Origin of the sequence: Terricaulis silvestris (assembly GCF_009792355.1) — a bacterium.
Lineage (GTDB): Bacteria > Pseudomonadota > Alphaproteobacteria > Caulobacterales > Aquidulcibacteraceae > Vitreimonas > Vitreimonas silvestris.
Window position 1 is genome coordinate 2,483,312 of the sequence record NZ_CP047045.1, and the last position, 25,336, is coordinate 2,508,647.

At 64.5% G+C, this 25,336-nt stretch carries 26 protein-coding genes; 15 read left to right on the forward strand and 11 right to left on the reverse strand.

Annotation, left to right across the window (positions count from 1 at the left end; translation table 11 throughout):
* Positions 1–22 precede the first annotated feature (22 nt).
* Both DSM104635_RS12765 and DSM104635_RS12770 read left to right on the forward strand, forming a co-directional pair.
* The gene (locus tag DSM104635_RS12765; protein WP_158766567.1) at positions 23–448 is read left to right on the forward strand and encodes a TIGR02301 family protein; all 426 of its coding nucleotides are present in this window, start codon (positions 23–25) and stop codon (positions 446–448) included.
* Positions 435–665: a hypothetical protein gene (locus tag DSM104635_RS12770; RefSeq protein ID WP_158766568.1), complete on the forward strand. Its 231-nt coding sequence runs from the start codon at positions 435–437 to the stop codon at positions 663–665. Before DSM104635_RS12765 ends, DSM104635_RS12770 begins: the two co-directional genes overlap by 14 nt.
* On the opposite strand, the gene DSM104635_RS12775 is transcribed toward DSM104635_RS12770, so the two are convergent.
* On the reverse strand, positions 662–1,123 hold the full coding sequence (locus DSM104635_RS12775; protein WP_158766569.1) for a hypothetical protein: 462 nt from the start codon (positions 1,121–1,123) through the stop codon (positions 662–664). The two genes, DSM104635_RS12770 and DSM104635_RS12775, sit on opposite strands and share 4 nt — an antisense overlap.
* Positions 1,124–1,197: 74 nt before the next feature.
* On the opposite strand from DSM104635_RS12775, the gene DSM104635_RS12780 reads away from it, so the two are divergent.
* Positions 1,198–1,716: a macro domain-containing protein gene (locus DSM104635_RS12780; RefSeq protein WP_158766570.1), complete on the forward strand. Its 519-nt coding sequence runs from the start codon at positions 1,198–1,200 to the stop codon at positions 1,714–1,716.
* Between the two features lie 16 nt (positions 1,717–1,732).
* Here the strand turns inward: DSM104635_RS12780 and pyrC are convergent, their stop codons facing one another.
* Both pyrC and DSM104635_RS12790 read right to left on the reverse strand, forming a co-directional pair.
* The gene (gene pyrC, locus DSM104635_RS12785; protein WP_158766571.1) at positions 1,733–2,779 is read right to left on the reverse strand and encodes a dihydroorotase; all 1,047 of its coding nucleotides are present in this window, start codon (positions 2,777–2,779) and stop codon (positions 1,733–1,735) included.
* On the reverse strand, positions 2,776–3,705 hold the full coding sequence (locus DSM104635_RS12790) for a glycosyltransferase family 9 protein (protein WP_158766572.1): 930 nt from the start codon (positions 3,703–3,705) through the stop codon (positions 2,776–2,778). Before DSM104635_RS12790 ends, pyrC begins: the two co-directional genes overlap by 4 nt.
* Positions 3,706–3,800: 95 nt before the next feature.
* Here DSM104635_RS12790 and ygfZ point away from each other — a divergent pair, with 95 nt between their 5' ends.
* Positions 3,801–4,622 carry a CAF17-like 4Fe-4S cluster assembly/insertion protein YgfZ gene (gene ygfZ / locus DSM104635_RS12795; protein WP_158766573.1) on the forward strand — a complete coding sequence of 274 codons (822 nt, stop codon included), beginning with the start codon at positions 3,801–3,803 and terminating at the stop codon, positions 4,620–4,622.
* A gap of 96 nt (positions 4,623–4,718) precedes the next feature.
* A complete protein-coding gene (locus DSM104635_RS12800; protein ID WP_158766574.1) occupies positions 4,719–5,834 on the forward strand; it encodes a beta-ketoacyl-ACP synthase III in 1,116 nt (371 codons plus the stop codon).
* On the opposite strand, the gene DSM104635_RS12805 is transcribed toward DSM104635_RS12800, so the two are convergent.
* On the reverse strand, positions 5,831–8,029 hold the full coding sequence (locus DSM104635_RS12805; RefSeq protein WP_158766575.1) for an amylo-alpha-1,6-glucosidase: 2,199 nt from the start codon (positions 8,027–8,029) through the stop codon (positions 5,831–5,833). The genes DSM104635_RS12800 and DSM104635_RS12805 overlap by 4 nt on opposite strands.
* Positions 8,030–8,044: 15 nt before the next feature.
* On the reverse strand, positions 8,045–9,133 hold the full coding sequence (locus tag DSM104635_RS12810; protein ID WP_158766576.1) for a glycosyltransferase family 4 protein: 1,089 nt from the start codon (positions 9,131–9,133) through the stop codon (positions 8,045–8,047).
* A gap of 191 nt (positions 9,134–9,324) precedes the next feature.
* On the opposite strand from DSM104635_RS12810, the gene DSM104635_RS12815 reads away from it, so the two are divergent.
* Positions 9,325–12,018 carry a M10 family metallopeptidase C-terminal domain-containing protein gene (locus DSM104635_RS12815; protein WP_158766577.1) on the forward strand — a complete coding sequence of 898 codons (2,694 nt, stop codon included), beginning with the start codon at positions 9,325–9,327 and terminating at the stop codon, positions 12,016–12,018.
* 75 nt (positions 12,019–12,093) lie between these two features.
* Here the strand turns inward: DSM104635_RS12815 and DSM104635_RS12820 are convergent, their stop codons facing one another.
* From DSM104635_RS12820 to DSM104635_RS12830, 4 genes are all read right to left on the reverse strand, one after another.
* Positions 12,094–13,938 (reverse strand): M2 family metallopeptidase, encoded by a 1,845-nt coding sequence (locus DSM104635_RS12820; RefSeq protein ID WP_158766578.1) that lies wholly within the window; start codon positions 13,936–13,938, stop codon positions 12,094–12,096.
* A 51-nt stretch (positions 13,939–13,989) separates the two neighbouring features.
* Positions 13,990–14,466 carry a GNAT family N-acetyltransferase gene (locus DSM104635_RS12825; RefSeq protein ID WP_158766579.1) on the reverse strand — a complete coding sequence of 159 codons (477 nt, stop codon included), beginning with the start codon at positions 14,464–14,466 and terminating at the stop codon, positions 13,990–13,992.
* Between the two features lie 78 nt (positions 14,467–14,544).
* Positions 14,545–14,670 carry a hypothetical protein gene (locus DSM104635_RS20030; protein ID WP_267129028.1) on the reverse strand — a complete coding sequence of 42 codons (126 nt, stop codon included), beginning with the start codon at positions 14,668–14,670 and terminating at the stop codon, positions 14,545–14,547.
* A 40-nt stretch (positions 14,671–14,710) separates the two neighbouring features.
* Positions 14,711–15,919, reverse strand: coding sequence for an acyltransferase family protein (locus DSM104635_RS12830; RefSeq protein WP_158766580.1), 1,209 nt, complete (start codon positions 15,917–15,919; stop codon positions 14,711–14,713).
* Positions 15,920–16,023: 104 nt separating this feature from the next.
* Here DSM104635_RS12830 and DSM104635_RS12835 point away from each other — a divergent pair, with 104 nt between their 5' ends.
* The 7 genes from DSM104635_RS12835 (at position 16,024) to DSM104635_RS12865 (ending at position 21,306) form a co-directional block, all read left to right on the forward strand.
* Complete coding sequence (locus DSM104635_RS12835) at positions 16,024–16,875, forward strand: LytTR family DNA-binding domain-containing protein (protein ID WP_158766581.1); 852 nt, start codon at positions 16,024–16,026, stop codon at positions 16,873–16,875.
* A gap of 76 nt (positions 16,876–16,951) precedes the next feature.
* Positions 16,952–17,299, forward strand: a complete 348-nt coding sequence (locus DSM104635_RS12840) for a hypothetical protein (RefSeq protein ID WP_158766582.1) — start codon at positions 16,952–16,954, stop codon at positions 17,297–17,299.
* Positions 17,300–17,390: 91 nt separating this feature from the next.
* Positions 17,391–18,410 (forward strand): SRPBCC family protein, encoded by a 1,020-nt coding sequence (locus DSM104635_RS12845; protein WP_158766583.1) that lies wholly within the window; start codon positions 17,391–17,393, stop codon positions 18,408–18,410.
* A 70-nt stretch (positions 18,411–18,480) separates the two neighbouring features.
* Complete coding sequence (locus tag DSM104635_RS12850) at positions 18,481–19,098, forward strand: YfbR-like 5'-deoxynucleotidase (protein ID WP_158766584.1); 618 nt, start codon at positions 18,481–18,483, stop codon at positions 19,096–19,098.
* Positions 19,099–19,110: 12 nt separating this feature from the next.
* Positions 19,111–19,638: a tyrosine phosphatase family protein gene (locus tag DSM104635_RS12855; protein WP_187448151.1), complete on the forward strand. Its 528-nt coding sequence runs from the start codon at positions 19,111–19,113 to the stop codon at positions 19,636–19,638.
* Positions 19,639–19,792: 154 nt separating this feature from the next.
* Entirely contained in the window at positions 19,793–20,779 is a 987-nt protein-coding gene (locus tag DSM104635_RS12860) for an NUDIX hydrolase (protein ID WP_158766585.1), read from the forward strand.
* 68 nt (positions 20,780–20,847) lie between these two features.
* Positions 20,848–21,306, forward strand: a complete 459-nt coding sequence (locus DSM104635_RS12865) for a nuclear transport factor 2 family protein (protein ID WP_158766586.1) — start codon at positions 20,848–20,850, stop codon at positions 21,304–21,306.
* On the opposite strand, the gene DSM104635_RS12870 is transcribed toward DSM104635_RS12865, so the two are convergent.
* On the reverse strand, positions 21,300–22,025 hold the full coding sequence (locus tag DSM104635_RS12870) for a M23 family metallopeptidase (RefSeq protein WP_158766587.1): 726 nt from the start codon (positions 22,023–22,025) through the stop codon (positions 21,300–21,302). The two genes, DSM104635_RS12865 and DSM104635_RS12870, sit on opposite strands and share 7 nt — an antisense overlap.
* Before the next feature lie 66 nt (positions 22,026–22,091).
* Positions 22,092–23,294 carry a murein transglycosylase A gene (gene mltA / locus DSM104635_RS12875; RefSeq protein WP_158766588.1) on the reverse strand — a complete coding sequence of 401 codons (1,203 nt, stop codon included), beginning with the start codon at positions 23,292–23,294 and terminating at the stop codon, positions 22,092–22,094.
* A 240-nt stretch (positions 23,295–23,534) separates the two neighbouring features.
* Between mltA and nadA the strand changes: the two genes are divergently transcribed.
* Positions 23,535–24,695: a quinolinate synthase NadA gene (gene nadA, locus DSM104635_RS12880; protein WP_158766589.1), complete on the forward strand. Its 1,161-nt coding sequence runs from the start codon at positions 23,535–23,537 to the stop codon at positions 24,693–24,695.
* 73 nt (positions 24,696–24,768) lie between these two features.
* Positions 24,769–25,206: a hypothetical protein gene (locus DSM104635_RS12885; protein ID WP_158766590.1), complete on the forward strand. Its 438-nt coding sequence runs from the start codon at positions 24,769–24,771 to the stop codon at positions 25,204–25,206.
* Positions 25,207–25,336 lie beyond the last annotated feature (130 nt).

Sequence of the window (25,336 nt, forward strand, 5' to 3'; positions counted from 1 at the left end):
GTTTCCAGGCTACCGGCGGCACATGAAAATCCGCACCGCTTTCTGCGTGCTGGCGCTGGTTTTTAGCGTCGCCGCCGCGCCCGCTTTTGCGCAGCAACAACAGCAACCGCGCGCTCAGCAAGAAGGCCCGGTGCGCGGCGAGGAATGGTATCGCGCTCAGCTGGTCGAACTTTCCGAAGTGCTGGGCGGCTCGCACTATCTGCGCATCTTATGCGACGGACGCGGCGATCAGCGTTGGCGCGATTATATGCGCGGCGTGATCGAGCGCGAACCGCAACACAATGCGGCTTTGGTCGAGGGGTTCAACCGCGGCTACCGCAACGAGGAAGCGCGCTTCCCGGTGTGCGACTCCAACACGCGCCAGATGGAAGCTGAACTGCGCGCGCGCGGGCTTCGGGTGGCGCAGGGCTTGAGCGCCCGGCACGCGTCGCCCCGTGCCGAACACTGACGATCCCGACAAGAAGGGCCGCGCGCTTCAGCTCGTGCTGGACGCGTGGGAGAAGGCGTTAGCCGAAGGCGCGGAGCCGGAGGTTATCGCGTCTGTCGCGATCTATGCAGCGCTTGCGGATATGGTGGATCGCTACGGCGAGGAAGCGGTGGCTGAGTTTTGTGCATCGCTGCCGGAGCGGGCGCGCAAGGGTGAGTTCACGCTGAAGCAGGACTAGCTTCGGCGCTTCTTCCAAATCTCTTCGAGCCACCCAAGCGGCGGTTGACCTGGCTCACTTACGCCGGCGCGCGCGATGTAGAGATGCCGCGCGATCTCGGCTTGGCGTTCGATGTTGTAGTGCTTCAGCGTCGCGGCGGGATTGGGTTTGTAGGCGTAGGCGCCCTTGCCCAATGCGCCGAGTTTGGCGCCGGCGAGGACGACGCCGTGCGCGGCCTGCCAGACGTGCATCAGCTCGTGCACGAACCAGCCCTGCTCATCGACGCTCGACTGCGCGAAATCGCGCGCGGCGGTCCATTTCGAAAACACGATGGTGCGGCCGAGCGGCACCATCGCGCCGAAGCCAAGCTTCGGACCCTGCAGCACACGGATTTTCGGCCAGTCGATTTCGTCTTGAAACACGGTGCGGCCGAGCGCGATTTCGCCGGCCGTGAGGGCGCGGCGTTCGCCCGGTTTCATCAAGTCCGCCCGCATGTGCATCGCCCGCCAGTATAGCGGGACATTTTTCGCCGGCGCCCCTAAAAGCTTCGCTCATGAATGCACCGTTCGAAGTTCTGGTGGGACGGATTGAGACGCTGGTTGTTGACGCCGTCGTCAACGCCGCGAACCGCCGGCTGTTGCCGGGTTCCGGCGTCGATGGCTCATTGCGCGAAGCGGCCGGGCCGGAGCTCACCAAGCATACTGCGCGCATGCCTGCTTTGAGCGATGGCGAGGCGGTGATCACGCCGGCGTTCAAAGCGCCCGCGCGGTTCATCATCCATGTCGCGGCGCCGGTGTGGACCGAGCCTGGGCCGGAGGGCGAGAAGGTGAAGGGGCTGGCGGGCTGCTACACGTCGGCGATCAAGATGGCAGCTTCGCGCGCGTTCAAGTCGATCGCGTTTCCGTGCTTGGGCACCGGGAATTTTGGTTGGCCGCGCGGGTTTGCGTGCGCAATTGCAATTGCGGCGTGTGAGGAAGCGGCGGCGAGCGCGCCGACGCTGGAGCGCGTTGTGTTTTGCTGTTTCACCGAAGACGACGCCGCGCTTTATCGCACGGGTCTAAGTGACGCTTAGACGCGCGACGCGGCGGTCAAGCCGCCGTCGCGCCAGCAAGGCGCCAGCCGAGTGTGGCGTCGGCGTGGAACGGCACGATCTCCGTTTCGCCGGCGCTGATGCGTGCGGGTACGGATTGAGCCGCGCGTTCCAGCGCTATCTGGTCTTCGTTCAAAGGAAGCCCGTAAAAGCGCGGACCGTTCTCGGATGCGAAAGCCTCAAAACGGTCCATCGCGTTTTCTTCGTCGAAGACCTTCGCGTAACTTTCGAGCGCATGCGGCGCGCTGAAAACGCCTGCGCAACCGCAAGCCGTTTCCTTGGCGCTGACCGCATGCGGCGCTGAATCGGTGCCAAGGAAGAACTTGGCGGACCCTGACGTCGCGGCTTTGCGCAGCGCCAAACGGTGATGTTCGCGCTTGGCGACAGGAAGACAATAATAGTGCGGACGTATGCCGCCCTCGAACATGGCGTTGCGATTGTAGTCGAGATGATGCGCCGTAATCGTCGCCGCGAGCGTGGTGGGTCCTTCCGCGACGAACGTCGCCGCCTCTTCGGTTGTGATGTGCTCAAGCACGATCTTCAGCGCGGGAAAATCGCTAACAAGCTTTGACAAGACGCGATCTATGAACACGGCTTCGCGGTCAAAAATATCGACGTTTTTGTCCGTCACCTCACCATGCAGCAGCAATGGCATGCCGATGCGCTGCATCGCCTCCAAGGCGCCGCGAATATTTTTGATGTCGGTCACGCCATGGCTGGAATTGGTTGTCGCGTGCGCGGGATAAAGCTTGCACGCGGTAAAGACGCCAGCGGCGAAACCGCGCTCGATCTCGCCAGCGTCGCTATCGTCAGTCAGGTAGCACGTCATCAACGGGGTGAAGGAAAGCCCCGGCGCAAGCGCCGCCAAGATGCGCGATCGATAGGCTTCGGCCGCCGCAACCGTGGTGATCGGCGGAGCAAGGTTAGGCATGACAATGGCGCGCGCAAATTGCCGCGCGGTGAAATTGACCACGGCCTCGAGCATTGAGCCGTCTCTGAGATGGACGTGCCAGTCGTCGGGCCGGCGCATCACGAACGTACTCATCTCAAGCCTCCGGCATGCAGCAGATCAGTTGCGGCAGCTTCCACCGCGTCGATGCTGACATCCTCCATTGCAGCGCCCGCGTCCAGCGTTGGGAGCGCTGCAATCTCTTCCAAGCTCCTGCCCCGCAAGGTTCGCGCACGTGGGCCGTACGGCGCGCGGACGCGTTCGTCGGTGGGGCCGAACAAAGTCAGCGTCGGCGCACCCATGGCGGCGGCGATGTGGGTCAGCGCGTTGTCGTTGCCGATGCAGAGCGTGGCGCGTTCCATCAAGGCGGCGGCGGCGAGCAGGTCGAGCGCTTCGCCGCGCGCGGTGATGCCGTCGGCGTCAAGGCTAGAGACGATGGCGCGTACGGTTTCGGCGTCGCGCGCGCCGGCGCCGAGGACGACGACTTGTGCGCTTGAGATTGGGCCACCCGCTAAGCGCCGCGCGACGGCGGCGAAGCGTTCGCGTGGCCAGCGTTTGTCAGCGGTGACACCGCCGGGTGCGATCACCAACACAGGCGCAGTGTCGTTCGCGAGACGGGCGGCATCGGTGCGGGCTTGGTCGTCGAGCGTGATGACCGGCGTGAGCGCCTTTGGCGCGCCCGCGGCTTCCGTCCATTCTTCGACACGGTGGCGCAGCACTTTGGCGTCGTCCAGACGGATGCGTCGGCGCGCCGGCATGATGCGGCCAGGCCAACCGCCCCGCGCGTCGATCACGGCGTCGTAGCGCACGCCGCGCAGCAGAGCGAAGAACACGAAGCGTCCCGCGCGCTTCCATGGTGTGAACACGCGCAAACCTGGCACCGCGCGAAACAATGGCCGCGCTTCATCGGCCACGCAGAGCGAAACCAGATCGCGCTCGTCGCTCAGCGCATGCGCCAACGCGCCCGAAGCGAGCACGGTCTCGCCGAGGTCGGCGGGGGCGAGGAAAAGGACGGTGGCCATTTCTGTCTTGCGGTTAGGACCGAGACCGGTAAATGCCAAGTCAACACAAGCAGCCAGGGTTGCGGGAAGCTGCGGAGAAGGCCAAGTGAGGCGCAATGACCGGCCCCACCCGCCTCGATCGCGCGCTGATCCGCATTTCCGGACCGGACGCGCGGAATTTTCTGAATAATCTGCTGACTCAGAGTTTGGACCATTTGGTTTGGCCAGGCTTGCGCTATGGCGCGCTGCTGACGCCGCAAGGCAAAGTGATTGCCGACATGATGATCTGGGCTGCTGGCGATGACGCGGTTGTGCTCGATGCTGACCCGAGCCGTGGCGCCGATCTGTTGCGGCGGCTTACGATGTATAAGTTGCGGTCTCAGGTCGAGATCGCGGACGTTTCGGATAAGCACAACGTGCTGGTGGCTGACGACGTGTTCGGCGAAGCGCAGCTTGATCCGCGTTTGCCGGCGCTGGGCTGGCGTGCACTCTCCGCCATTCGGTCGCCAGATGGCGCGGCAGCGTATGAATCGAAACGCATCGCACTCGGCGTCCCCGATCTGGCGCGCGACGCTGGGCTTGATGAAGTGTTTGCCGGCGAGGCACTGCTCGACGAGTTGAACGGCATCGATTTCCAGAAGGGCTGTTTCGTCGGGCAGGAGAATGTCAGCCGCATGAAGCGGCGCGCGACGACGCGGAAGAAGTTCTGTCCGGTCGTGTTTGAGGGCGAGGCGTTGGCACCGACGACGCCAGTCCTCGCCGGTCAAGCCCAGATTGGTACGATTCGTACGGGCGCGTCGAGGCGCGCCATTGCGCTGCTGCGGCTCGACCGGGCGCTGGAGGCGGCACAAACGGGCAAAATATTGACTGCTGGAGGCCGCGTCATTCGCCTTGATCCGCCCGCTTGGCTGATCTTGCCGCAACGCGATCCGGCCTGACGCAGCGCCTGCGGCGCGCGCCCGATTGACGCTTTCCAGACCGGGCGCTAAGGCGCCGTCCGCGCACGAGAAAACGCACTTGAACGGGGACCAGCTTTGACCGTCGTCATCTCCGCAACCGGCTTGTGGACGCCTGAAGCGTCGATCAGCAACGCCGAATTGGTCGCCAGCTACAACGCTTACGTTGAGCGGTACAACGCGGAGCATTCCGCTGAAATCCGCGATGGGCTGCGCGCGGCGCTGCAACCGTCGAGCGTCGAGTTCATCGAGAAAGCCTCCGGCATCAAGCATCGCTTTGTGCTGGATAAGGAAGGCTCGCTCGATGTGAACCGTATGGTTCCGCGCATTCCGGAGCGGCCGAACGAGCAGATTTCGCTGATGGCGGAAGTGTCGGTGAAGGCGGCCAAGCGGGCGCTGGAGCGCGCTGGCCGAAATGTCGCGGACGTCGGCGCGGTGATTTGTTCGTGCTCGTCACTGCAACGCCCCTATCCGGCGCTGGCGATCGAAGTCCAGGACGCGCTGGGCGCCGGGGGCTTCGGTTATGACATGAACGTCGCGTGCTCATCGGCGACGTTCGCGATTCAGAACGCGATCGACATTGTGCGGGCTGGGCATGCGCGTTCGGTGCTGGTCGTGAATCCGGAACTCACCACTGGCCACCTCAACTTCCGCGATCGCGACAGCCACTTCATCTTTGGCGACGCGGCGGTAGCGATCCTCGTTGAGCACGCTGACATCGCCCCGCCTGGCGCGTGGAGCGTTCTTGGCACCAAACTGAAGACCATCTTCTCGAACAACATTCGCAACAATTTCGGTTTCTTGAACCGCGCCGACGAAGCTCATCGCGACGATCCGGATAAGCTGATCACTCAGCAAGGGCGCAAGGTGTTCAAGGAAGTGGTGCCGCTGGTGAGCGAGATGATCCTTGAGCACATGGCGCAGTTGAATCTGAGACCCAGCGACATGCGCCGGCTTTGGCTGCACCAGGCCAATTCCAACATGAACCGGCTGATCGCCGAACGGGTGTTGGGACACGAAGCGTCGCAGGATGAAGCGCCGACTGTGCTCGATGTTTACGGCAACACCGCTGGCGCCGGCTCGATCATCGCGTTCCACAATCACAGCGATGATCTGAAAGCCGGCGACAAGGGGCTGATCTGCTCGTTCGGCGCTGGCTATAGTGCGGGTTCCATCTTCGTGCAGAAGGTCTAAAGCGACGTCACCACGCGGCAATCGCCGTCGCGCGCCGCGACATGCACCAACACATCATGATCGGCGCGCTGTAGTGAGAGATCGAGCGTGTTCTTGCCCATACGGAGGCGACGCAGCGTCACGCCATCGACGAAGTCCGGCAGGATCGGGCGATGTAAGCGGATGACGTTCTCGCGTGGCTCAAACTTCAGGCCGAGGCAGATCTGCATCATGTAGAGCATCGACCCTGTGGCCCATGCCTGCGGCGAGCACGCGACAGGATAGAACACCGGACCCGTGCCACGGCGGCGCGGGAAGCCGCAGAAGAGTTCAGGCAAGCGGCGCAGATCCATGTGCGTCGACGCGGCGAACAATGCTTCGAACACGCGCGCGGCTTCGTGACGGAAGCCGTAGCGCGCGAAGCCGGCGGCGACGAGCGTGGTGTCGTGCGGCCAGACTGAGCCATTGTGGTAGCTCATCGGATTGTAGCGCGCTTCGGTGGTGGCGATGGTGCGGATGCCGAAGCCGGAGAACGACGCGCCGGACATCAAGGACGTCGCCACCGATGCCGCCCGCTCCGGCAACGCCAGTCCCGTGAACAGCACATGCCCTGCATTCGAGCTACGCACGCGGCACGGCCGCTTCTCGCCGTCCAGCGCCAGCACGTATGTGCCCAACTCTTCATCGAAAAATTGCGCATCGAACCTACGTCGAAGCGCATCGGCGCGCGCGTCGAGTTGCGCGGCGCGCTCCATGAAGCCTAAGCGTGCGGCGATCGTCGCAGCGGCGCGCCAGGCGCCGTAGGCATAGGCCTGCACTTCCACCAACGCGATCGAGCCGCGTGCGAGGGCGCCGTCGGCGTGGAAGATGGAATCGTGACTATCTTTCCAGCCTTGGTTGGCGAGCCCGGTTTCGGAGCGGCGACCGTATTCGATCCAGCCGTCGCCGTCGCGATCGCCGTACTTGTCCATCCACAACAGCGCCGCTTCGATGTTGGGCCAGAGCGCGCGCACATGCTCGGCTTCGTCGGTGCGTTCGAGGTAAGCGCCGGCGAGGATGACGAAGAGCGGCGTGGAATCGATGCTGCCGTAATAGCGGCGGAACGGCACCTCGCCGAGTTCGGCCATTTCGCTGCGGCGGAGTTCGTGGAGGATCTTGCCGGGCTCTGCATCGGAGAAATCGTCGAAGTCCTCGGCTTGGTTTGCGGCGAGGTGGCGCAGCACGCCGAGGGCGATGTGCGGATCGAGCCACAGCGTTTGCAGCGCGGCGATCAAGCCATCGCGGCCGAATACGGTGCTGAACCAGGGAATGCCGGCGTAGGGATACGGTCCCTCAGGCGTTTCCGTGATCAGCATGTAGAGATCGGAGACGCTGCGGCGCATGGCTTCGTTCAGCGTGTCGTTTGAGGTCGCGATCGACGCTGCCGCCGAAGACGAGACGCGGAGCGCGCGGCGGGCGTTGCGCATGGCGACAAAGAATGAGCGCCGCACCGGTTGCTCTTGCGCCGGCGCGCGGCAACCGGCCTGCATGAAGAGAATGCGCGTTTCGCCAGCGGCGAGATCGAGAAGGAAGTCCGCGCGCTCAGCTGTCAGCGCGGTCGGCGCGGGATCGAAGCGCAGATGCGTTTCGCGTCTTGTGGCGTCGAGGCCGATATAGGCGAAGGTGACGGCGTCGGCGCCAACAACGGGCGGCAGGTCCTTGCCACGATGCGGGCGGGTGTCGCCGCGGACTTCGAACACGTCGGCGAAATCGGCGCCATAGGCGAACGACAGCGTGAGGCGGCGCGGGCAGTCGTCAAAATTGCGGATCACGACGCGCTCGTACGCCGTCGCGTCCCATAGGATGCGGACGCGGCGTATGTGGATGTGGTCGTGGCGGAGGATTGGGCCGCCGTTCTCGCCCTCGAAATCTGGGTTGGTGAGGTCGCAAATCAGTGCCGCGTTGTCGTCGCGCAGGCCCGAGCTCAGCAGCAACGGGCGGACGCCGTTGAGCGCGAGATGAAGCTTCGAGAGGTGGCGGGTGTCGCGAAAGTAGAGCCCGTCCGGGCTGCCGGGCGCGCTGATGATGTCGCCGTTGGCGTCGTACACGGCAAAGCAATCGCCGTGTTTCAGCGTGCGCGGGCGCCGCTCCTGCAGCGATGTCGCCGCGCCAATCTGGAATTGCGCGCCGTCTTCACGCGCAGGCAGCGCGGCAGGTTCTATGGCAGCGGCGGTCACGCCGGGCTCCGCGGCTTAGCTCGCTTGCATGAATGGCGGGCCTGAACGACCGCCCGCGAGTGCTGCAACGCCGCGGAGTGCGGGCCGGCGGCTGTAGAGATCCACATAATCGCGCGCCATCCGCTCAACGGTAAAACGTTCTTCAAATCTGGCGCGGACGCCGCGACGGTCCAGGGCAAAGGCGCGTTCAACGGCCGCAACAGCATCGTCGATACTATCCACGATGAAGCCACTGACGCCGTCATCGATCACCTCGGGCACGGAGCCGCAGTTCCATCCGATCACCGGCGTACCACAAGCCATGGCCTCAATCATGACGAGGCCGAACGGTTCGCACCAATCGATCGGAAACAAAAGCGCGCGCGCTTCGCCAAGGAATTTTGCCTTCTCGCGCTCGCCGATCTCTCCGACATATTCGACGTTCGGGTGAGCGCGGATCATGGGCTCGATGACTTCGTCCCAATATTCCTGATCCGCGTTATCCACCTTCGCCGCGATTTTCAGCGGCAGGCCCAAGCGCGCGGCGATCTCGATCGCGCGGTCGGGGCGCTTCTCTGGAGAAATGCGGCCGAGGAAGGCGAGATAGCCGTGCTCGCCGCTCGGGTTGAACGGCAGCAGATCGCGTGGCAGGCCGTGATAAATCGTGCCTAGCCAATTCACCGGCGGCATCGGCCGGCGTTGGGCGTTGGAGATCGACACCAGCGGCAAGCGCGGGAATTGGCGATAGAACGCGCGTAAATCCGGCAGATCCAAGCGGCCATGGAGCGTGGTCAGCGTTTTGTGGGCATAAGTGCGCACGACCGGCGCGTGGAAGAGATCGATGTGGAAATGTAGCAGGTCGAACTCGTGGGCGCGCCGCGAGACCTGCTCCAGCATCACCATGAGATGGGGAAAGTGATCCTTCACGTCGGGATTGAGCCGCAGCGCCTGCTCTGAACACGGCACCAGCTCGGCCGCTGTGATGGAGTCGCCGCTCGCGAACAGCGTCACGTCGTGGCCCTGCTCGACCAATTCTTCCGTGAGATACGAAACCACGCGTTCGGTGCCGCCATAGAGTGCAGGCGGGCAGCGCTCCGCCAGTGGCGCGATCTGCGCGATTTTCATGAAGACACCGCCTTTTGGTCAACCGGAGAGAAAAGCGGCGAGGCCCGCTCAAGTTCCAGCGGCTAAACAGCCTGCGTTCGCGGGCGCCATATGGTACCGGCGAAAAAAAGTTAATGACGTAGGGAAGATTACCGCACGGCCATCCGTTCGGCAGCCCAGAGGACGCGTGTGTCGCGTCTGGAGGGCATATCATGTATTTCAACCATCGCGCCCAGCTTCTACTTGGCGCCGATCTCGACCTGATCTCGCGCAAATTGCACCCGTTGGATGACGCCTGGGGCACGGTGGATCCGCTGCGCTCGCTTGGCGTAGGGGAAACCACCCGCACGCCCGCGCCGTTTGGCGCCGGACATCGCGTTAGCCAGCGCAAGCTGCTGGACGCGTTCCAGGTCGATGGCGTCGGCGACGACAAGGATATTCCCGCCGGGCCGCTGTTGCTGCTGACGCTCGACCAGCAGCCGGGTGACACCAGCACGCAGGCAGAACTCACGGTTGACGGCCCGCACGTCGTCTCGACGATCGACGCGATCGGAGACTTCGACTTCTTCAGCGTCGAACTGGAGGCCGGCCAATACTACAATATCGGCCAGTTTCTCGTTGTGGGCGGTCCGAGCGGCGTACCGCTCAGCGATGCCTACATCGAACTTTACAATGCCGACGGCGAGCTGATCGTGACGGCGGACGGCGGCGGCGCGAACACGCCGTCTGGGCTCGACGCGCTGCTCACCTATCAGGCCACGTACACAGGCACTTACTTCATCAACGCGCGTGCATTCGATCAGGACGGCACGAACGGTACCGGCGGAGATGCCGTCGGCGACTACGAAGTGTTCGTGCAGAAGATCGACTATGTGGCCGATCCTTACGCCTACAAGCCGTTCTACTCGCCCGACAGCCCGCTGCACTCGATCGACTGGGGCACGCAGCTCGACCACACCAGCCGCAATCCGGATGGAAACAACGGCACGCGCGACAACGGCGTGCCGAACACCGGCACTTACGTCGATCCTGCCACCGGCATCGTTGGCAAGAACGTCATCACCTATTACTTCGCCAAGACCGGCGAACTCTTCATCGACGAAGACCCGACCACGCCGGGCTCCACCGACACGATGATCGCCAAGGGCTTCGAGCAATGGGAGAAGGACGCGTTCCGCCTGGCGCTCGACCAATACGAAAAGGTCGCCGACATTATCTATCTTGAGGTCGATAACCGGGCTGAGGCTGACTTCAATTTCGTCACCTATCCCGGCACGCCGGGCGTCGGCGCCAGTCTGCTTGGCCGCATGAGCCCGCCGGATGAAGAAAACGAGGGCCAGGCCGAGTTCAACGCCGGCGATGTGCGCTGGACGCAGGAGGGCTTGCAGCAAGGCGGCTTCTACTTCCCGACACTGCTGCACGAGTTCGGCCACGGCCACGGCATGGCGCACCCGCACGACAATGGCGGCCACTCAAGCATCATGCGCGGCGCTGGCGGCGGCACGGCTGGCATCGGTGGCGGCCTCGGCGACTTTGGCTTGAGCCAGCAAGTCTTCACCATCATGTCCTACAATGACGGTTGGCAAACTTCGCCCTACGGCCAATCGCGCTCGGGCGGCATCACCGGCACGGAAGTTGATCACTTCGGCTGGGTTGGCACGCTCGCGGCGCTCGACATCGCGGTGATCCAGGACAAATACGGCGTCAACGAAGAATGGGCGGCTGGCAACGACGTCTACACACTGAAGGACGTCAACGCCGCCGGCACGTTTTACGCCACCATCTGGGACGGCGGCGGCACCGACGAGATCCGCTATGACGGCGCCAAGAACGCCAGCATCGATCTTCGCGCGGCGACGCTGCAATACGAAGAAGGCGGCGGCGGCTGGGTCTCCTACGCCTATGGAATCTATGGCGGCTACACCATCGCCAACGGCGTCACCATCGAGAACGCAACTGGCGGCGCAGGCGCCGATACGTTGGTCGGCAACGACGCCGCCAACGTGCTCAGCGGCAATGACGGCGACGATGTGTTCCTCGGCAACGCGGGCGCGGACACGCTGAACGGCGGCGCGGGCGCCGACACGTTCTTCGGCGGCGCCGGGGCCGATCGGTTCAATGGCGGCGACGGCGTCGATACGGTTTCGTACGCCGAGGCGGCGTCGGGCGTCACCGCTTACATCTCCGGCAAGGCCGGCGTCGGCGGCGAGGCCCAGGGCGATGTCGCCTCGGGCGTCGAGGTGCTCGTGGGTTCGGCGCACGCCGACAAACTCTATGGCGACGCCGTGACGAACGATCTGCGCGGCGGCGACGGCGCCGACACGGTGGACGGTGCGGCCGGAAACGACCGCGTCGATGGCGGCAATGGCGATGATTTCGTGCTTGGCGGCGCGGGTGATGATTTCGTCATTGGCGGCTCTGGCGCGGACCGCGTCAACGGCGGCGCAGGCAACGACATCGCGGACTATTCCGGTTCGGAGTCCGGCGTCGTGATCAACCTGCAGTCTGGCGCAACGTCCGGCGGCCATGCCCAAGGCGACATGCTGATCGGGATCGAGGGCCTGAGCGGTTCCGCCTTCGGCGACACGCTCTACGGCAACAGCACGGCAAACACGCTGAATGGCGGCGGCGGCGCCGACATTCTCTCAGGCGGCGCGGCGAACGACCGGTTCGTGTTCCAAGCCGGCCAAGCCAACGGCGACATCGCACTCGACTTTGCCGGCGCAGGTGAGGCGCTGGGCGATGCGATCACGTTCGAGGGCTACGGCTCGGCGGCCGACGGCGCGCACGTCACGCGCATCGACCTGACGCACTGGCAGGTCACGTCCGCCGACGGTCTGATCAACGACATCATCACGCTGGCGAACGGCGCGACGATCGATCAGAGCGATTACATGTTCAGCTAGGATCGGGACACACCCGATCTTGGGGCGAACCGGCGCCGGGAATTCGTGCTGCGATCCCGGCGCCGGAAGCTCAACTCACCAACCGCAGGTCCGGCCGCGGTTTTGCTCCTGCATGTATGTCATCAGCGGCGCGAAATAGCGGCTCATGGCGCCGCCATCCATTTGGCGCGTGCCGGTGAAGGCTTCCAGTGCATCCGGCCACGGACGCGAGGCGCCCATTTCCATCATGCGGTTGAAACGCTCGCCGACTTCGCGGTTGCCGTACACCGTGCAGCGATGCAGTGGGCCTTCCCAACCGGCTTGCTGGCAGGCCGCTTCGTAGAATTGAAACTGCAGCACGAAAGAGAGGAAGTAGCGCAGGTACGGGACGTTGTTGGCGATGTGATACTTGGCGCCCGGATCGAACATGGTTTCGTCGCGCGCGTTCGGCGGACGGATGCCTTGATAGCGTTCGCGTAACTCCCACCAGGCCGCGTTGTAGCGATCCGGGGTGATGCGGCCGTCGAACACTTGCCAGCGCCACTGATCGACGGTGAGCGCGAACGGCAGGAACGAGATTTTCTCAAGCGCCCGCTCCATGAGCAAGCTGTTGTCGGCGGACGCCGGCGGGATTTGGTTTTCACGCAGCAGGTTAATATCGACCAGATACTGCGGCGTGATGTTTAGCGCGATGAAATCGCCGATGGCTTCGTGGAAGCCGTCATTGGCGCCGTTGCGATAGAGGAACGGCTGCTGATTGTAGGCGCGCTGGTAGAAATTGTGGCCGAGTTCGTGGTGGATGGTCTGGAAGTGCTCGGCGTTGATCTGGATGCATTGCTTCACGCGGAGATCTTCGACGTTGTCGATGTCCCAGGCTGAGGCGTGGCAGACAACATCTCGATCGCGCGGGCGCGTCAGCAGCGAGCGTTCCCAGAACGTGTCCGGCAACTCCGCCATGCCGAGCGAGGTGTAGAACCGCTCGGCCGTTTCCGTCATCGACACCGGCGTGTAGCGCGCGCGGGTTAGCAGCTGCGTGGTATCGTAGGTCGCGCGTCCGCCTTGCGGGCGCACGAGGGGCATCAACGTGGACCAATCCTGCGCCCACATATTGCCGAGAAGGTCGGCGCGGATCGGTTGATCCAGCGGCACAACTGTATCGCCGTAGGTCTGGTTGAGTCGTGCCCGGGTGTAGCAATGCAGCTGTTCGTAGAACGGCTGCAGCTGGCCCCATAGGCGCTCGACCTCGCGCTCCATGTCGGCAGCCGGCATGTCGTAGTTCGAGAGCCACATCTGGCCGACGTCTTCGAAGCCCAGATCACGTGCGCCTTCGTTGGCGATCTCGACCATGCGCGCATAGTCCTGGCGCATGGGCGCCGCAACGGCGTGCCACTCGGTCCACATCTCTTCGAGCCGCGCTGGGTTGCGCTCTGTGCCCATCAGGGTTTCGAGTTCGTCGAGTGTGACTTGGCGGCCTTGGTAATCGATGCGGCCAGTCGAATAGGTCGAAGCCAGGCGCGTGGTGATTTCCGAGAGCTGGCTTGCAGCGCCTTCGCGCTGCGGCGCGGGCAGCGTCAGGGCCAGGCGAAGCAGATCGATCTTGCGGCGGGTATCCGCGGGCATTTCGGTGTCGGCGAAGCGCGCCGCGCCGCTGGCCAGACGCACGCGCGCTTCGGTGCCCTCCGCGTCGGTGCGCTGGAGCAGCCATTCGGTGTCGTAATTGATATTGGTATTATAAACCCACGCGACGCGGCCCTCGTACTCCGAGCGCCGCAGCAATTCCGCCTCGGCCGCTTCGACATATTGTTGCGCCGCTTCGGCGGTGGCGGGGCCGTCGCTTGGCGCGCTTCCTGTCGCGCCTGGCGTTGTCGTTGTGGCGCACGCCGCGAACGCGGCAATGGCGATCCAGGATGCTGCCATCCTCAGAAGCGGTTTCGCGAGCATTGTCTCTCCCTTTACTGCCAGCGCGCGCTCTGACGGCGCGCGTTCCCCCGGTCACAAACCTTCCGCAGCGAGCCACTCGATGCCGTCCGCCGACATCATGAACACGGCCGCCTGGCGCGGACGCGCGCCGACAGCGGCGAAGAATTTCTGCGCCACCTCGTTTTCGACGCCCGTCGTGATGGCGAGTTCTCGCGCGCCAAGTTCACTCGCCCGGCGCGCCACGGCGGACATCATCTTGCGCGCCAGCCCGCCACGGCGGTGCGACGGCGCGACGTAGAGTTCGCACAGCACCACGGTGGGTGCGGCGCGGCGCATGTCGTAGCTCTTGGTGATGATGGCGTGCGCGATGATGGGCGCATTGTTCCGTTCTTGCGCCACCCAGGCTTCGAACAGCGCGGTCGAACCAAAAGCATGGGCCTTGATCCGATCAGCTTCCAAGCCCGAGACCGCGCCTTCCTCGGCGGCCGCGTCAGCCGCGAGTTTGGCGATAGCGTCGGCGTCGCGCGGGACCGCGCGGCGAATTTGCATCGGAGTATCCATGCGTTGGCGTCATGTAAGGCGCCTCAACCGACGCGAGGCAAGCGAAAGCCGACTGAAACCGGACGCTTAGTGGTCCGCCCAAGGGCCCATCGGCCCATCATCGTGCCAACCGCTGTCGCCGCGCGCGATGAAGGCGCCGACCAAAGTTAGGCCCACCACAATTCCGACCGCGACGAGGAACCAGAAGAACATCGCTCGCTCCAGCGGCGGACGTTTCTGTCCGCCAGAGGCATCATGTGGCCTCCCCAGCTACGATGTCGATGTTTTTAGCACGGATTTCTTTTTGCTTCGAGGGCAAGCCGATCCATACGCGCAGTACGGGAACCCGGCGCCCCAGATCGAAGAAAAGCCAGCAGCCAAGCGCAGTGATGCAGACGAGCAGCGCGCCTTCCAAAGCGATCGGCAGCCGCAACTCATCCAGATAGTGGCCGGCGACAACGATGATGGTCTGGTGGATCAGGTAGAACGGGAAGATCGCTTGCGTCAGCGTCTGGCGGATCGGGCCGTCGGCGTTGCGCAGATAGCGGTGCGCGTAACCAACGGTGGCGATGATCGCGGTCCATGCCAGCATCTCGCGCACACCGCGGACGAGGACGTACATCCAGTCCGGCGGCGTCGCCTCACCCGGATATTGCGCGTTGACGGCAATCAGCACCAGCCATGTCACGATCGCTGCGATCAGCGCTGGCAAACGCCACTTCAAGCAACGCGCGAAGAACGGCTCGTACTTCGCAATCGCGAAGCCGAACAGGAACGCCGCAAAGTATGCGGTGTGCGCGTAGGGATCGGCGCGGAAGTCGTGGGTTTCGCCGTAGATCGTGTAAAGTATCGCGCGGGTTGCGAACAGGAAGAGCCATGGCGTGATGAGCAGCCCCGGCCCCGCGATGAGCCATGCTACGCCTTTCGGCGCGCGCCGCAGCAGCGGCAGCAACAGCACCAATGCCAGCGTGTAGAGGATGAGGTAGGCGACGAACCACATATGGTTGTAGGTCGGCGTGGTGAGGCAGCCGTCTGGACCGCACCAATTGCCGGAACCAGTGGCGTAGCGGACCCAGAAATTGTCCACCGCCCCGGCGTACTGAGCGGCGACATCCGCCGGCAGCGCCTGCACCACTTCGACGATCTCGTAATAAGTCTGCGGCGGCACGATCACGAACATGGCCAAGAGCAGCGGCGGCCAGAGCCGGCCCATCCGCGCCCAGGTGAATTGCCCGACGCTCATCTTGTCGGCCATGAACCGGGTCGCCGCGCCAGAAACGAGGAAGAGCAGCGTGAGGCGCCAGGGGTTGGTGAGCAGCATCAACGGCTCGATCGCGTCGCTGGCCCGGCTCGACTTCACGTGCCAGTCCCAGGTCACGTAGAACATGCCGCAATGGTAGAGGATCAGCATCACGAAGGCGGCGATGCGGATCCAGTCCATGTCGTAACGGCGGTCGGTCATGCGTGCGTCTCTCCAGTTCGGCGACCGCTTCTTTCGCGCGCCGGCGCCGCCCGCTAGGCTGAAGCCGCGTCCGGCGGCTGGCTGGGACGAGTGGGGAGCCTCTGGTGACGAGCGGCGACGATGGCGGGACGAGCGGCGGGGCGGGCAAATCCCGCTGGCGACCGAGCCCGTGGCTTGCGGTGACGCTGGTTACCTTGGTCGTCGTCGCGGTGAACGCGACCTCCGACTATCTCGACATGAGCCGCGACGGCTCGGACTTCGACTGGTGGGAGCCGTTCGTCTGGGAGCTTTCGAGCGCAGTCGCCATCGTCGCCATGGCGCCCGCGATCGGATGGGCTGTGCAACGCTGGTCGTTCACGCGCGACAGCCTAGTCCGGCCGGCGCTGATCCATCTGGGGCTGACCATCCCGTTTTCGGCGATCCACATCGTCGGGATCTTCCTAATCCGGAACGCGATCTACGCGATTCTGGGCGGCCGCTATGGCTTCTTCGACGACGGCGTCGGGCTGGTGCTGGTTTACGAGTGGCGCAAGGACGTCTTGAGCTACGCGGCCATCGCGTCGTTTTATTGGATATTCCAGTACATCGAAGCACGGCGCGCGGCGGCGGCGGATGCCGCGCGGTCTACCGCCGGCGATCAGCGGATCGAAATTCGCGACGGCGGCGGCGCCGTTTTCCTCAACCCCCACGACATTCTCTTGGTTGAGGCCGCTGGCAACTACATCGAGTTTCACACCGCCGGTCGCGCACATCTTGTGCGCGGCACGTTGGCGTCGTGGGAAGCGCGCCTTGCCGCACGGGGATTTGTCCGTGTGCATCGCTCCCGGTTGGTGAACCGCACCGCCATCGGCGCGATCAAACCAACGCCAAGCGGCGATGTTGAAATCGTGCTTACAGATGGCCGCTTGATCGCCGGCAGCCGACGCTATCGCTCGGACCTTCAGCAAACCCCCTAACTTCTTGGCCACCTTTCAGTGCCTCTGCTTTACGCTGCGCCGCCGCGGGTGCAGCGTGCGCAGGTGGGAGAAGGTCATGGCGCGTCGGCGCTCGATCTTGGGTGATTTGTGGCTGCAGCTTTCGCTGCAGGCGGCTCTTGCTGTCACCGCCGCGCATGCGGCCGCAGCCGCAGAAAGCGTTTACGCCCAGCAAGTCTTCTTGAGCGCCCCAGCGGACGACGCCTTCGTCTATACTGGCGCGGCACTTGAGAGCGCCATCGCGCAGCCGCAGCAACCATCGTTTGAGGATTTCTCGCTCTCCTTCTACCTGCCGCCCGGGCCGCGCGATGCGAACGAGTACGTGATGCTGCCGGACCTCGACGCCGCGCTCCTTGGCGGTCCTGAGCGGACCTACGATTGGCACGCGGACGACTTCCTCCTCTGAACCATTTGCGCACGACTTGTCGCAGCGACAGCGTGGCTTGCAGACCAATTCAAGAGTCCAGCTAATCTCACGCCGTCACTGGGGGTGAGCCATGGCGTCGACTGAGCAACGTGAGCCAACTGCATCGCTAAACCCGCAGCGCAAGGCGATCGTCATTGCGATCGGGCTGGCGGCCGGCATCCTGTTCGTGCTCGGGCCTTACGGCATGCGCTGGCTGATGTCGGCAGCCAGCGGTAACGCGGCGCCGAGCTTCACGTCCGCATCGGGCTTCACCACCGGCTTGGTGCTGCTGTTTCCGCTGGTTCAGGGCTTGGCGATGGGGCTGGCGATCGGGCGGGGCAAGCACGATTTCGGCGAGACCGCCATCCTCATCGTCATCCTCACGGGGATCGAACTCGTGGCTGCGTTTGTCTTGCTGCGAGAAGGCGTTATCTGCCTGATTATTCTGTCGCCGCTGATCTTTGTGATGGTCGCGGCGGGCGCTTTTCTCGGCCGCGTCATCGTGCGCGCAACGCCGAAGCGCTCGCTGCAGGTGAGCCTCATTCCGCTCATCGCGCTCGCCGTGTTCGCCGAAGCGAGTGGGCCGAAGCCTGATTATTCGGGATCGGTGGCGGATTCCGTCACGATCAACGCACCGCCGGAATATGTGTGGCGCTACGTGGTGCAGTATCCGGAGAACGAGACACCGTCAGAATACTGGCTCTGGAACGTCGGTCTGCCGCGCCCGATCCAATCGGTGGCGGAAACGCCGGAAGTCGGCGGCACGCGACTCTGCCGCTTCAGCGACGGCATCGTGTTCGAGGAGCGCATCACCGAACTGGTCCCGAACCAAGTCATGACGTTCGACGTCACGCGTCAGCCCAACCATCCCGAGGTCATCGGCCACTTCCAGTTCGATCGCGGCCAAATCCGCCTCACGCCGAATGCCAACGGCACCACCACAATCACAGCGACAAGCTGGTATCGCCTCTTCGTGCGCCCGGCGCCCTATTTCGATTGGTGGACCGCCGACATCACCCGCAACATCCATTTCCGTGTGCTGAACCACATGAAGCGGCTCGCCGAACAGGATTACGCGCGTGACCAGGCCGCGGGCGCGGCGCCGCTCTAGCGTTTGTATCGGCTCGTAAACGGCGAATGCGCTTAGCGCGCCGAGCACGAGCCCCTACATTCCGAGTCATATGGCGACACCGCGCACCAAGATTGGCTCACGTCCCGAGGCGCCGCGCGCCTGGCAGCGCATGCTGTCGGGGCGGCGGCTCGATTTGCTCGATCCCTCGCCGCTCGACATCGAGATCGAGGACATCGCGCACGGCCTCTCCCGCGTCGCGCGCTGGAACGGGCAGACCGTTGGCGCGCACGCCTTCTCCGTCGCACAGCACTCGATGATCGTGGAGGAGATCTGCCGCAAGCTCGCGCCCGGTTGGGACAAGAAGCGCCGGCTGCTGGCGCTGCTGCACGATGCGCCGGAGTATGTGATCGGCGACATGATCAGTCCGTTCAAGGCGGCGCTGGGGCTGGACTACAAGGAGTTCGAGCTGAAGCTGGAATCCGCGATCCATCTCCGCTTCGGCCTGCCCGCGCACCCGCCCGCCGCGATCAAGGCCGTCATCAAGCGCGCCGACATTATCTGCGCGTATTTCGAAGCGGTGCAGCTGGCCGGCTTCTCCGAGGCCGAGGCCAAGCGCTTTTTCGGGGCCCCGCCTCGGGGGATGGCGCTCAAAATCAAGCCTGCGCCGGTCTCGGACGTGCAAGAAGCTTTCCTGAAGCGCTTCCGGTCGCTGATCGATCCGGCGTAAACTCCGGCCCACATGGACATCATCGTTTGCCCCCTGTCGCGCGCTTCCGAGATCGCGCGAGACCGAAAGCCCGCACGCGTCGTGAGCCTGCTCGATCCGGGCTCGCGGTTTCCGATCCTCGATGGCTATGGCTTCGACCGCCACCTGCGCCTCGAGATCCACGACATCGAAGCCGAGAGCGAAGGCATGGACGCGCTTTGCGACAAGCGCATGAGCGCGATCCTGGATTTCGTTGGCGGCTGGGAGCGGAGCGATCCGATCCTGATCCATTGCTACGCCGGCATCTCACGCTCGACGGCGACGGCCTACATCACCGCGTGCGCACACAATCCAGATCAGGATGAAGAAGAGATTGCGCTGGCGCTCCGCGCCGCATCTTCAACTGCTAGTCCCAACCGCCGCTTCATCGCGCTTGCGGACGCTGCGCTGGGACGTGGTGGCCGAATGACGCGCGCGATCGAAAGCATCGGGCGCGGGCCGCCGTGGTACGAAGTTGGGGAAGCCAATCCGTTCATGCTCAACGTGCGGAGAACAACGTGACGCGCATCGCGTTACAAACCTCCCCCCTTGCGGGGGAGGTGGCCGCGAAGCGGTCGGAGGGGGGGCGCTCAGTCGCGCCGCTGCCTGCAAGCATTTGCACGACTGAACGCCCCCCACCCCCTGCCCCCGCCCCGCAAGGGGGCGGGGGTTCGCTATGACCAGCGCCGCGCGCATCGTCATCGGGCTTTCGGCCGCCATCGTGGCGGTGACGGAGGACGGTCCGTTCGTCGTTGTGACGCGCGAAGCCGATGGCGACACGCCGGGCTTGCCGTTCGGCCAGTTCGATCCGGCGGGCGACCGCACGCTAGAACTTTCGCTGCGCGGTTGGGTGAAGGAGCAAACCAGCTTCGACATTGGCTATGCCGAACAGCTCTACACGTTCGGTGATCGCGGGCGCGAAACGCCGCTCGCCGACATTGGCGGCAGTCCGGATCGCGTCATCTCGATCTCCTATTTGGCGCTGACGCCATCACGCGCGGTGCTTGAGCGCGTCGGGGCGCGGTGGCGCTCTTGGTACGAGTTTTTTCCCTGGGAAGATTGGCGCGACGGCCGACCGCGCATCATCGACGACGTCATCGCGCCAAAACTCAGAGCCTGGGCGCAGGCGGGTCGCGACGCTGACACCATCGCGCAACGCCGCTCCCGAGTACGGCTTGCGTTTGCGCTCGACGGCGCCGTGTGGAACGAAGAACGCGCGCTCGATCGCTATGAATTGCTCTACGAAGCCAACCTCGCGCCCGAAGCCGCGCGCGATCGCGCACGGTTCGACGGAAAGCCTGCGCCTTCCATCACTGCAGCGCCGGGGTTGGGCGAGCCGATGGCGTCCGACCACCGCCGCATCCTCTCCACGGCGATCGGGCGTTTGCGCGCCAAGATCAAATACCGCCCCGTCGTGTTCGAGCTGGCGCCGGAGCGCTTCACGCTGCTGCACCTGCAGCGGCTGGTGGAATCCATTGCCGGCCTCGAACTGCATAAGCAGAACTTCCGCCGCTTGCTCGATCGCACCGGCCTGGTCGAAGGCACGCGCGAGTTCGACACCAGCGCCGGTGGGCGGCCCGCCGAACTCTTTCGCGCCCGCCGCGAAACTCTGAACGAACGCCCCGTCGGCGGCGTCCACGTACCGGCGCCGCGCGGCGAATAATCACGCGCTTGTGCCTTCGCGCGCGCGACGCCTTGCGCCAATCTCCGCGCTTCACTCGGGGGATTCACATGCGCTTCGCCGCACTCATCGTCATCGCCGCGCTCGCGGCTTGCACGCAGCAGGCGCCCGCACCTGCTGTCACACCATCCGGCGAAATGTCGGAAGCGCTCGCCGCAGCGGCGGCCGCCTACGAGGAAGCCCAGATCGACGGCGACGCCGCGACGTTGGAGCGTCTCATCGCCGACGACTATCAGCTCGTCGGCAGCGACGGCTCGCGCGACACCAAAGCAGGCCTAATCGCCTTTTGGACCGCCGATGGCTTTGACCCTTCACCGATCACCGTCGTCGAGCCAATCGAGCACGTTTGGACCGACGGCGCAGCGCTCGGCGGCACCGTCACGCTCTCGGGCGTCATGGGTGGCGAAAGCTTCAGCACCACGATCCGCTACATCGACATCTGGGCGCTGCGCGACGGCGAATGGCGCGTCATCTACGGCCAAACTACGCGCGTGCCCGACGTTCAGTAGTCTGCGTCTTCTGGCGAAATCTCAGGCAAGGCCGCATCTTCCGGCGCCGGCGCCGACACATAAGTCGGCGGGCGGCCGTAGTGCAGTGGGTCGACCAGCATGCCGCCGATGTATACTTCGTAGTGCAGGTGCACGCCGGTGGCGTTGCCGGTCATCCCCATGCGGCCCATTGGCGTGCCGCTGGCGATGTGATCGCCTGGGCGCAGATTGGTGTCGATCTCGCTCATGTGGGCGTAGAGCGTGCGTACGCCGCGACCGTGATCAATGATCACCGTGTTGCCGAAACCGCCGCGATAATCGGCGTACTCGACGCGGCCGTCGCCAGCTGCGTAGATGAAGCCGCCTTCGGGATTGGCGAGATCGAGCCCGTTATGCGCGCGCCCGCCCTCAAGTGAACCACGCCAGCCGAAGCCGGATGAGAGACAGCCTACTTCAACCGGCACGCGCAAGAGCGCGCCAGCTGGCGTATCGATGTACGGCGTGTAGAGCATCGTTTCGCCGCGATAGCCGATTTCGCCGATGTTCTGGCCGCGGTTGCGGCACGCGAAGAGTTCGCTGTGCACGGCGGCATGCGGCGTGGTGTCGTAAATGTTGGGGCCAGGCGGTGGCGCGGTCGCTGCGCCATATTGCACGGGCGCGCGATAGCCGTATTCGGCCTCAGGCGTGATGCAGCCGGCAAGCGCCGTTGCAGCGAGCAAAACAGATAGATTGCGAACCACCGCCCAAACCTCGTTCGCAGCCCCCACGCCAGTTAGCGTCGCGGGTGATGAATCGTAGCTGAACGACTACGAGATCGGAATGCCGCGTGGCAGTAGCGTCCACCAACGCGCTGGTGCGTTCATGCCTTCAGCGGCGCGGCCTGCTTCCGGTCCCGAACCCCAGAAAACATCGCCGCGCAACGGCCCGCGCCGGATCGCGCCGCCGGTATCCTGCGCCACCAGCAAACGCTGAAACACTTGGCCCTGGTATTCGCCGGCGACAAACACGACGGCGCCGTAGGGGTGATACGCGGGATCGACCGCGATCGAACCCATGGGCGTCAGCGGCACGCCTGCGGCGCCGCGTGGGCCTGCCGCGTAGTCGGTGATCTGCTCTTCTTGGAAGAAGACGTAGGATGGATCGGCGCTGAGCGCTTCTTGTGTCGCGGCGGCGCCGTTTTGATCGCTCCAGGCGCGGAAGTTCTGCCACGTTGCGCCGCCTTGCAGACGGCCGCTGTCGCGCAACGCGCCGAGCGCGGAGCGCCAGCGATAGCCGTTCTGCGATGCGAACGCCGCGCGCGCTTGCGTCCCGTCCGGAAACGACAAGCGCCCCGAACCTTGGATCTGCAGATTGTAGACATCGACCGGGTGCGCATACGCGAAGGCTTGGCCTTGGTATGGCGTCAACTCCCCACGCTTCGGATAAGGACGCACTTGCGTGCCATTGATCTGACCTGTGAGCGCACGCGGCGCGCCGCGTAGCGCTTCGTTGTCGTAGGCTTCAGCAAACGCGGCGATGTCGACTGTGACCATGTCACTCGGCTTCGTCAGCAGCGGCGCGGAGTACACCGGATCGGGAAAGCGGCGCGCTTCGATGATTGGCTCGTAGTAGGCGGTGATGCGCGCCTCGCCTTCGCCGCGCACTTGGTACGGTTGGAAGTTCGCTTCGAAGAAGGCGCGCTCACCGCCGGGCGTTACGCTTTGCGCCGCTGTGCACGCCGGCGCCCAATCGGCGACCGTGCCGCCGTAGCGCCCGCCGCCTGGTAACGCTGCGGTTGGATCGCGTTGGCGGCGGCCATCGCAGGCGCGACGGAATGCGGTGAGCGCTGGTGAGAGATCGGCGCTTGCCCATCCGGGCACGTCGCCAAAGCGCGCGGGCTGCAGCGCGAACTCGACTGCGGGCTGGCTCGGTTCGGTGACGCCGGTCGGCGGGCGCGTCGTTGTTTCGGACGTGCTGGCGCAGCCGGCGATGGCCAGTCCCGTACACACGAGCAGCAAAGCACGGCGCATGCGGCGTCTCCCCTTGTCTGGTCGCCGTTCTTACCGCGCCCCTTGCCGCCCCGCAGCTTGGAACAGCGGCGGCCGTTCGGTCGGGTTTTGCTTGCGTGACGATTCTGTTGGGGGTAACTTTCAGGGGTTATGCTCACTTGAAGCATAAGGGTGGGGTCGGGCTCTTTCCCGGCCATTTTCTACGCCCTATATATGCTCCGAACGAGTATAAGCCGCCTTCCCGGCGCAAGGAGGCCGCCCATGGCCCGGATTATCGACGCCCTTCTCACCGCCTCGGAAAGTGGCTGCGACCCCCGCGCCGTGCACGGGACTTGGGGCGCGCTCGACGCCGCCGCACGCCGGGGCTTGGCGTACACACCCGAAGTTCGGGCTAAGACCGACCACCTCTACGAGAAGGTGAAGCACGTCATTCCCGCCGTGGAGTGGCCGGCGTACGCGCCGCTGATCGCGGCGATCAATGAGATGAAGGCCGCCAAGGGCGCCGTCATCCTCGCGCACAATTACATGACCTCGGAGATCTTCCACTGCGTCGGCGACTTCCGCGGTGACTCGCTCCAGCTCGCACGCGAAGCGGCTGAGACCGACGCGAAGGTGATCGTGCAAGCTGGCGTCCACTTCATGGCCGAGACGTCGAAGATTTTGGCGCCGGAGAAGACGGTGCTGATCCCGGACATGCGCGCGGGTTGCTCGCTCGCGGCGTCAATCACGGGCGCGGATGTGCGCTTGATCAAGGAGCGCTTTCCTGGCGTGCCGGTGGTTACGTACGTGAACACGTCGGCTGACGTGAAGGCCGAGAGCGATGTGTGCTGCACGTCGTCGAACGCCGCCGCCGTTGTGGAATGGGCGGCGCGCGAGTGGAATACCGATCGCGTCATCCTGCTGCCGGATGAGTTCTTGGCTAAGAACGTCGCGACGCAGACCGGCATCAAGATCATCTCGTGGCACGGCCGCTGCGAAGTGCACGAGCGCTTCACGGCCGAAGACATCACCGAACTGCGCGCCGCACATCCGGGCGTTGTCGTACTGGCGCACCCGGAATGCCCGCCGGACGTGATGGCGGCCGCTGACTTTGCGGGCTCGACGGCGGCGTTGCAGCACTACGTCGAAGAGAAGCGCCCGGGCAAAGTGGTGTTGCTGACCGAGTGCTCGATGAGCGACAACGTTGCGGCGACGGCGCCGGACGTCGACTTCATCCGTCCGTGCAATCTCTGCCCGCACATGAAGCGGATCACGCTCGAAGGCATCTACGACGCGCTCGCCAACATGCAGCATGAGGTGGTGATCCCCGAGGACATCCGCGTCCGCGCCAAGCAGGCGATCCAGCGCATGTTGGACCTGCCCAAGGAGAAACCGCGCGCCTTTGCGACGGGCCGCGCGCCTGTTGCGGTGGAATTGGTCTAACCGGCCGCGTTCGCCAAATTGCCGCCCCACTCGCCGCCCACCACCGCCCGCGAAAGTCGCGGACAGAGGACGGATGATGCGTGCATTTATGACGGGTGCGGTGATAGCGGCGGCGATGCTCGCGGCGCCGGCGAACGCACAGGACACGACGGACCTCTCCGGCACGTGGGCGTTTCAGACCAATTCCTATGGCAACGAGCAGTTCGGCGTCATCATGAGCGGCGCCGCGACGTTCACGGCGACCGCGCCCAATCGCTACGACGTGCGACTCATCGCCAACGAGCTGATCGTGCAACGCGAGACCAGCGCGTCGCAGTTGCTGACGGCACGGCAGAACTGCACGGGCGAGAACACGGATGGTCAGCTGACGCTGACGTGTCAGTTGAGCGAAGCAGTCGAGGGCTACGAGCCGGACAATTTCTTGCTGCAGGCCGGAACGAGCGCGGACGAATTAGTTGGCGCGCTGACGTCGGGCTCGAGTCCGCAAGTGACGTTTACGCGGCTGCGGTAGCACAATGGCCCACCCTCTCCCTTGCGGAGAGGGTCGCTGCGCCGTGGCGGGGTGAGGGGTGCTCAACCGCCTCGCCGCCAGATCAATTGCACGCCCCTCATCCCCTAGCCCCTTCTCCGCAAGGGAGAAG

Excerpts from the sequence above, each read along its gene's own strand:
- pyrC (WP_158766571.1), bottom strand. The coding sequence starts at position 2,779 with ATGAGTACGTTCGTGATGCGCCGGCCCGACGACTGGCACGTCCATCTC.
- DSM104635_RS12855 (WP_187448151.1), top strand. The coding sequence starts at position 19,111 with ATGGACATCATCGTTTGCCCCCTGTCGCGCGCTTCCGAGATCGCGCGA.
- DSM104635_RS12765 (WP_158766567.1), top strand. The coding sequence starts at position 23 with ATGAAAATCCGCACCGCTTTCTGCGTGCTGGCGCTGGTTTTTAGCGTC.
- DSM104635_RS12815 (WP_158766577.1), top strand. The coding sequence starts at position 9,325 with ATGTATTTCAACCATCGCGCCCAGCTTCTACTTGGCGCCGATCTCGAC.
- DSM104635_RS12860 (WP_158766585.1), top strand. The coding sequence starts at position 19,793 with ATGACCAGCGCCGCGCGCATCGTCATCGGGCTTTCGGCCGCCATCGTG.
- DSM104635_RS12885 (WP_158766590.1), top strand. The coding sequence starts at position 24,769 with ATGATGCGTGCATTTATGACGGGTGCGGTGATAGCGGCGGCGATGCTC.
- mltA (WP_158766588.1), bottom strand. The coding sequence starts at position 23,294 with ATGCGCCGTGCTTTGCTGCTCGTGTGTACGGGACTGGCCATCGCCGGC.
- DSM104635_RS12810 (WP_158766576.1), bottom strand. The coding sequence starts at position 9,133 with ATGAAAATCGCGCAGATCGCGCCACTGGCGGAGCGCTGCCCGCCTGCA.
- DSM104635_RS12840 (WP_158766582.1), top strand. The coding sequence starts at position 16,952 with ATGGCGCGTCGGCGCTCGATCTTGGGTGATTTGTGGCTGCAGCTTTCG.
- DSM104635_RS12825 (WP_158766579.1), bottom strand. The coding sequence starts at position 14,466 with ATGCAAATTCGCCGCGCGGTCCCGCGCGACGCCGACGCTATCGCCAAA.
- DSM104635_RS12820 (WP_158766578.1), bottom strand. The coding sequence starts at position 13,938 with ATGCTCGCGAAACCGCTTCTGAGGATGGCAGCATCCTGGATCGCCATT.
- DSM104635_RS12775 (WP_158766569.1), bottom strand. The coding sequence starts at position 1,123 with ATGAAACCGGGCGAACGCCGCGCCCTCACGGCCGGCGAAATCGCGCTC.
- DSM104635_RS20030 (WP_267129028.1), bottom strand. The coding sequence starts at position 14,670 with ATGTTCTTCTGGTTCCTCGTCGCGGTCGGAATTGTGGTGGGCCTAACT.
- DSM104635_RS12830 (WP_158766580.1), bottom strand. The coding sequence starts at position 15,919 with ATGACCGACCGCCGTTACGACATGGACTGGATCCGCATCGCCGCCTTC.
- DSM104635_RS12865 (WP_158766586.1), top strand. The coding sequence starts at position 20,848 with ATGCGCTTCGCCGCACTCATCGTCATCGCCGCGCTCGCGGCTTGCACG.
- ygfZ (WP_158766573.1), top strand. The coding sequence starts at position 3,801 with ATGACCGGCCCCACCCGCCTCGATCGCGCGCTGATCCGCATTTCCGGA.
- nadA (WP_158766589.1), top strand. The coding sequence starts at position 23,535 with ATGGCCCGGATTATCGACGCCCTTCTCACCGCCTCGGAAAGTGGCTGC.
- DSM104635_RS12780 (WP_158766570.1), top strand. The coding sequence starts at position 1,198 with ATGAATGCACCGTTCGAAGTTCTGGTGGGACGGATTGAGACGCTGGTT.
- DSM104635_RS12790 (WP_158766572.1), bottom strand. The coding sequence starts at position 3,705 with ATGGCCACCGTCCTTTTCCTCGCCCCCGCCGACCTCGGCGAGACCGTG.
- DSM104635_RS12845 (WP_158766583.1), top strand. The coding sequence starts at position 17,391 with ATGGCGTCGACTGAGCAACGTGAGCCAACTGCATCGCTAAACCCGCAG.
- DSM104635_RS12850 (WP_158766584.1), top strand. The coding sequence starts at position 18,481 with ATGGCGACACCGCGCACCAAGATTGGCTCACGTCCCGAGGCGCCGCGC.